Source organism: uncultured Mucilaginibacter sp. (assembly GCF_903913935.1).
Lineage (GTDB): Bacteria > Bacteroidota > Bacteroidia > Sphingobacteriales > Sphingobacteriaceae > Mucilaginibacter.
On record NZ_CAIWNH010000053.1, the window covers coordinates 1 to 6,181 of the forward strand.

The following is a 6,181-nucleotide window of genomic DNA, read 5'->3' on the forward strand; positions in this document are numbered from 1 at the left end:
AATCATTTTCACCCGGTGCCAGTATCTTAGCCTTTGGATAAGCTTTACGGTAAGTTTCCGTGATCTGCCCGACATTGGCCTTTAGTGCAAGGATCATCGGTTTATGTACAATTCCCAAACGCTTCATTTCCTGCGCCGCGACGATCATTGTTAAAGTCTTGCCCAATCCCACCTCATGGTCAACTAAGGCACCCCGGTTCTGCATGATCCGCCATGCGGCATCTTTCTGCGAAGCATACAGGCCGTCAATACCCAAAGCCTTTAAGTCCAGGCCGGGGAAACGGAGATGACTGCCATCGTATTGCCGTAATACATAACAATTGAAGGTAGCATTATACAAATTTTCCAAAGTTTGCTTTTCACCTGCAGGCCTTTCTTTCAGCCAATCCACAAAACGGCTTCGGATAGATTCGACCTTTTGATGCGCCAATTGTATCGCATCATTATCAGGCAGGCGAACCATATTATCCCCTGAGCCTACGGTATAAGAAAAATAGGGGCTTGTATTTTCCAGCGCATGCTCCATAAGGCTATGCCCCTTCATTTTTATACCTGATTTGGGCATTACCGCGAATTCCTCGTCGGTGGTCGGATTACCAAAACGATAGTTTACCTTAAAGGCATCGGCAGATGAAAAGTATTCGATATGGGTATCAATGCCAAATAACTCCGTAGCAAACCGCCTGTATTGCTCCATCGGTATCCACCGCTCACCCAAATTAAAGTCCAGCAGTTCAAAAGGTATTTTTTCCGGCTGTACCCGCCGGATTGCCGCCAGGCTACGCGTCAACTGCAAATCATCAGGTTCCTCAATTGCAATGACTTCCGCGACTTGCAGTTTGCTGACTACGTTGCCGGAAAGGTAGGCATCGGTTGTTTCCCAAGCCTTTGTAGCGGGGTTCACTAAAATTTGCCTATCCAGTTTTCGGATAATGTCGTATTCATCCAGCCCCGTTGCACGGCTGATATAGGAAAGGTCTACGTAGCCTTTGTCGTTCAGGCACCTGGCCAATGCCTCTGCCGGATCGTCGGTTTGCAGGCTTTCTTGTTTTGGAAAAACCGGCGTACGAAAAATATCCGCTTTTATCCAGGTTTCATTTTCCTTTCGTTCCAATGAGGATAAAACCAAAAAACCAAATGCCGGATCGTTCAGCATCCGCGCACGGTTATAAGTTTTATTTAGCTCCCCATATTTATTGATGAAATTTTCGTAAGCCTTGTTTAGCTGTATCCGCAGAAATGGCTGTTCCTGTAAGCTTTCCGTTTCCATCGCCGATAATTCCACATAACTATCCCTCAAAGAAACATACAGGCGGTAAAAATCCTTGTCCTTTTGACTATCAAATGCTTTAAAATCCGCCTGCCCGTTATCCGGTGACCCTATCAGGCCCGCATTGTCCTGATGTACTACTAAGGTATCTTTGGTATAAAATGGCTTAATAACTGTAAAGGGCGCAGGCCTGTCGGCCAGTAAAGCAAATGCCGGTTCCAGGCTGCGGTCTCCCTCATAGCGGTAATCATGCCCGAAGTATTTTAGCTTTGCGGACAGCGCCCGTAGTTCGTAACCAAGTGTATTTCCATCTACCCATTTATTGGAAAAACGGAGTTCGCCAACATTGCTGAACAGCTTATATAAATAACGGTTATTCGTTTTCGCCCTTGCGGTTAGCAGTACGATGCTGTCATGGTCTGGCCGGGCTGTTGTCCTGATGGTACTGATCAAACGCCCTGTGGATGCTTCAACTGCCGCACTATCCAAATCGTTCAAATAGGCTTGTGCCTGGTTATTATTTTCTAAAGGAGAAGCATCAAAAAGACCCATTTGACCTGTTGCAGCCCCTTTTTTTGGATGCATTATATCTGCTTTCTTAGATTCCGGAACCGCCAGGAAAGTAAACAGCCTTACATTAGGCGTGGCCTTTTGATCAGCCGTTTCCTTTTTTACAGCATTGTTATTTTGATGTTGCTGTAAAGCATCCCACCGGTTACGGTCAAAATGCAAAGACAAGCCTTCGGCGATCTGGCTTTGCAACGGCATCCTGATTAATGCTAAATCCCCCTTTTGCCAAACCATTTGGGATGCTTTTCCATACTGGTTTTTGCCTGCGCCGATCTCATCACCCAATAGCAGTTCCGGGTGTCTTTCCACATAGGAATTGAGGGAATACTTGCCATGATCGTTTTCCAGTTCCTTAGTTTCGAGGAGTAATTGCTCTGCTTCGGAAAACGTATCCTTATGGTCATTTTTTTGTACGATCAATAAGTGACTGGGAGCTTCCGTGTTGGCATTATTTTTCATCAGGTTATCGGGTAAAACCGAAAGGCTGATGAAATCGGCTGAAGTAAATACATGTTTTCTTGCCAGTTCATTAGATGGGCTGTTCAAAAAGGCATCTGTTGTCAGGTAAGCCATTAAACCCCCGTCCGCCAGTTTGTCAAGACCTTTTGCAAAAAAGTAATTATGGATTTTAGTGGTAATTCCACTACCCTGGTATGCAGGATCAAAAACTGAAAAATTGCCGAATGGTATATTGCTAACAACAATATCCGCTAATCCTTTTTCGGTAGCAGCAGTTTCTTCTAATCCTTTGATATTCACCTGTGCAGGGACAGATAAGCTGCTGCAAAGGGCAGAAAGCACCTTCCCGGTCAGGATATCCTTTTCAACGGCATTTATTTGTTTTAATCCGGGAAAGGATTTTACCGCTTCGGTAATAAAAACACCTGCCCCTGCACTTGGTTCATACAGTCTTTCCGGGAAAATACCTTGTTCATTCAGTGCTGCAAAGAGCGCCTGCGGCACTAATTCAGGGGTATAAAAAGCAGTTAAGATGCTTTTTTTCAATGCGTCTATTGCCGCACTATATTCCAGGGCTGAAAGTTTTTCCTTCAAAAATTCATGCAATTGCATGACCTGCGGATAAAGGCGAAGATCGGCTTCAGAAGCGTTCAGCTTTACCCATTGCTCACGCTCTGCCACGGGAAACAGCACCGCTTTAATCCCGCCGAAGCCTGCATAATTGCGCAGGGTTTCCAGTTCATCAGGGGAATAGGTGCGATGTGGTTCCAAAGCGATGCGAAGGGCATCGGTGTTACCGGCCAACTTGCGCGAACTATTAAAAGCCATCTTATTTTTCTCCTTCCAGGTATTCGGCTATTGTACCAATGATGGCATAGCCCAGCAGGCGGCTGTCCTCATGTTCAGGAAAGCCGAATTCATCAAACAGGCTTGCGCACAGTGGCAGCAGGTTCAGCAATTCATAGCACAGGATATTGCTAATGAGAAATTGTAAATAAGTTTCCTCAAATTCTTCCTCAAAGACCAGGCGCAGGTAATCATACCTTACCCGGTCTTCAGGTTCCAATAATTTTACGGCGTTCATTGCAATGGTATTATGTCTGCATCAAGCACATCCTGATAAGAAGCAGTTAGGGTAATGACGCGCCCGGACAGTTGTTTTTCGCTTAATTCGATATGTAAAACTTTATCGCCGGGGAACGTCATTTTCCTAAAAACTAAAATATTCCGGTAATACTTTTTAAAGGATGGCGTGTCAAAAAGAATAAATTCAGGTTTTATGTCCACCGACTGTACATTGGTGGCTTGGGTTACTTTTTTATCGTCAACTTTAAAACGAAAATCGGCTATATCATATTTGAGGTTTGTTTTATTTACATAGCCCAGGTCAAGGAAAATATAATCCCCTAATGAATAAATATGGTTCAGGGATGCCTTTATGCCGAATGCTTTAGCATGTTCCTTTATTTTATCCGGTCTCTTGCAAAAGAGGTTATAGGCAATGCCTTTTAATTGTGGTTGCGAAAGCCCGATACCTGCAATATCAAGCGGATGGCAATCCGCCGGGTTTATTTCAATATCGGTCAATACATCCCGCCCGGTAATAGGCCCGGCCAATAGGATATGGTATTGCGCGATAAAGTTTTCCCCGGCAATAGTTACCACGGCATCCGCAGCGGTAACAGAATCTTTTAGCTTAATACGCAATACATTTTTCAAGGGCAGATCACCCAAAATATTTTTAGCAGATATATCTACGTATTGTATAGGTTCGGGTGAAATGAAATGTATTGAAACATTTTCCGGCAGGTAAACTATCGGTAAATCGGCTTTCTTCACGCCGTTAGCAAAAGGGGTATTCTGTGCATAGCTATGCAGGTTCACCATCAATAAGATGGTAAATAAATAAATTAGTTTTTTCATAATTAGTAAGTTTTTTGCGCGTTTTGCAACGCTTCAGTGTCAATTAAATAGAGGTAGGAATTGTATTTGATCTTTGCTTTATTTTTGCGGATGATATTCGCGATGGCGGATGAAGTGGATTCAAAGACTTTATCCACGGTACTCATCATGAACTGGCTGGTTGCAGAACCGGCACCGCTGCCATTAATAGTGACACCCTGTACCGTATTCGTACCAAGGTCTTTTGTAAAATCCCTGAAAGCGGATTCCGGCACATATAAACCGGGCAAGCCATCCAGGTCAAAGATTTCCAGCTTAACCGGCAATAATTTACCGTCATACAGGATAGACTTCACAGACAACGTAACCCGTTGGCCTGAAAAGCCGCTAATCAAAGCATAGAGGTAAGTTCCTTTTAAAACCAGGTTTTTCCCAACGGTTATATCATCCAGTAATTTCAACCTTATTCTTGACCCGGCATACCCGGTCATATTCTCATCAATTACCACTTTAATGAAGTCGTCCTTTTTCTCCGGGATGATGGTATTAAAATCAGCGGTTGCGCCATCCGCTTTATGCACTTCGAGGGTTATTTCTTTTGCATGTAAAGCTTCAGCTTTTGCATTAGCTTCTTTTTTTTGCTTTTCAGCTTTATAGGCGGGATCATTGGCTTTATTGATGCTATCCATGTAAGCCATCTGCTGCTTAAACATTTCCATCGGATCCTTGTCCTTCGGTGGCGGGCTATTGTTTTGGCTGTGCGTTTGCCGGTTGGACAGCCCCTTTAATGCCTCCGCCATAGCCTTATCATTTTGGGACTGGTGTGAAGTTCCGGCATTATAGGAAACGTTCTGTTGTTGCCGATTTTCCCTCAGCCCATATTTCTGTTTCATGGCCTGGTTAATGGAATCCAGCATTTTCTTTTCCTTGTCCGAATAAGAATTATTATAGGAGGGGTCACTTGATTTTTCGCCGGGCAACGCATTTACTGCCGTTATGCCATCGCCTTCTTTGTAGGTATTGCGGTAAGCATCGAGTTTGTTTGAGAGCTGTTCCTTTTTAATGTCAGTTGAAACCTGGCCAACTGTTCCGTTTATCCCGGCCTGCTGCTTAACTACTGATTTCTTTTTTGCAAAACCACTATGGTAAACAAAAAAGAACAATAGAAAAAACGGCAGCATAATCAGGGGTAAAATATACTTGGGTTGCTTGAAATTTATACTCATTTTTTTGGTTTATTAAAGGGTTGATTGATTAGCCGGAGCCTGTCCAGGTCGTTGACGAGCGCCGTACTGTCTAATTTTGTTAGGATTTTTTTTGCGGTTATGCTATCCACCTCCCGTTTAAGCCGGATCGTTTCCTTCAAAGCGGAACCGGCTTGCCATATTGCATTGAATCCATCATCTACTGGCTTCATAGTGTGCTGCGGAACCTTTGCAGGCGATGGTTCATGCTTTCGGAAAAGGGTGAACGAAAGCCCGGTCGAAACCAGCAATAGAATAATCATTGTTCCGAAAATGAATTTTGGATAAAGGTTGACCAACGACCTGCCACAGTTCCCGGCTTTGCCAAAATAAACCGCGAACTCCTTTTTCAATTCGCTCAGTACCGAATCCCTTGGATCGCGGTTAGAATGTATTTTTTTGAACATCTTCGAGGTCTTTATTTTCAAGTGTTTTCCAGTTAATGATGAGCACGCCATGCGGGTTATTATCGCTGCGGGGAATATCCTTTAAATAGCCTTCCGTAATCAACGAACGCACAACGGTTGAACTTCGGCGGTCAATTTTCAGCTTGCCATAGTAGCGGAAATACCTTTTCGGCACGTCCAAAGCAATGGAATCTGTTTGCAACGTTAATACAGAACTGGAAGATAAAATGGAGTTGAAATAGCCGTTTTCCTTCAAATTATCGTATTGCTCGGCTCCGGACTGATCCACCAGGTACATCGCCTTTTTCATCTGGTACTCGATGTATTTA

The 6,181-nt window shown here is 43.8% G+C and carries 4 protein-coding genes and 2 pseudogenes; all 6 read right to left on the reverse strand.

The window, feature by feature from the left end; genetic code table 11:
- A pseudogene (locus QZY09_RS02080) lies at positions 1-3,127 on the reverse strand (DNA methylase); the annotation flags it as partial.
- A 1-nt stretch (position 3,128) separates the two neighbouring features.
- Positions 3,129-3,383 (reverse strand): hypothetical protein, encoded by a 255-nt coding sequence (locus tag QZY09_RS02085; RefSeq protein ID WP_295667535.1) that lies wholly within the window; start codon positions 3,381-3,383, stop codon positions 3,129-3,131.
- Positions 3,380-4,222: a DUF4138 domain-containing protein gene (locus QZY09_RS02090; protein WP_295667538.1), complete on the reverse strand. Its 843-nt coding sequence runs from the start codon at positions 4,220-4,222 to the stop codon at positions 3,380-3,382. The genes QZY09_RS02085 and QZY09_RS02090 overlap by 4 nt, the downstream gene beginning before the upstream one ends.
- Before the next feature lie 2 nt (positions 4,223-4,224).
- Positions 4,225-5,427, reverse strand: coding sequence for a conjugative transposon protein TraM (gene traM, locus QZY09_RS02095; RefSeq protein WP_295667540.1), 1,203 nt, complete (start codon positions 5,425-5,427; stop codon positions 4,225-4,227).
- Positions 5,424-5,852 carry a hypothetical protein gene (locus tag QZY09_RS02100; RefSeq protein WP_295667542.1) on the reverse strand — a complete coding sequence of 143 codons (429 nt, stop codon included), beginning with the start codon at positions 5,850-5,852 and terminating at the stop codon, positions 5,424-5,426. Before QZY09_RS02100 ends, traM begins: the two co-directional genes overlap by 4 nt.
- Positions 5,830-6,181: pseudogene (locus QZY09_RS02105) on the reverse strand (conjugative transposon protein TraK); the annotation flags it as partial. The gene QZY09_RS02100 and the pseudogene QZY09_RS02105, both read right to left, overlap by 23 nt.

Coding starts and splice junctions, on each gene's coding strand:
- traM (WP_295667540.1), bottom strand. CDS start 5,427: ATGAGTATAAATTTCAAGCAACCCAAGTATATTTTACCCCTGATTATG.
- QZY09_RS02090 (WP_295667538.1), bottom strand. CDS start 4,222: ATGAAAAAACTAATTTATTTATTTACCATCTTATTGATGGTGAACCTG.
- QZY09_RS02085 (WP_295667535.1), bottom strand. CDS start 3,383: ATGAACGCCGTAAAATTATTGGAACCTGAAGACCGGGTAAGGTATGAT.
- QZY09_RS02100 (WP_295667542.1), bottom strand. CDS start 5,852: ATGTTCAAAAAAATACATTCTAACCGCGATCCAAGGGATTCGGTACTG.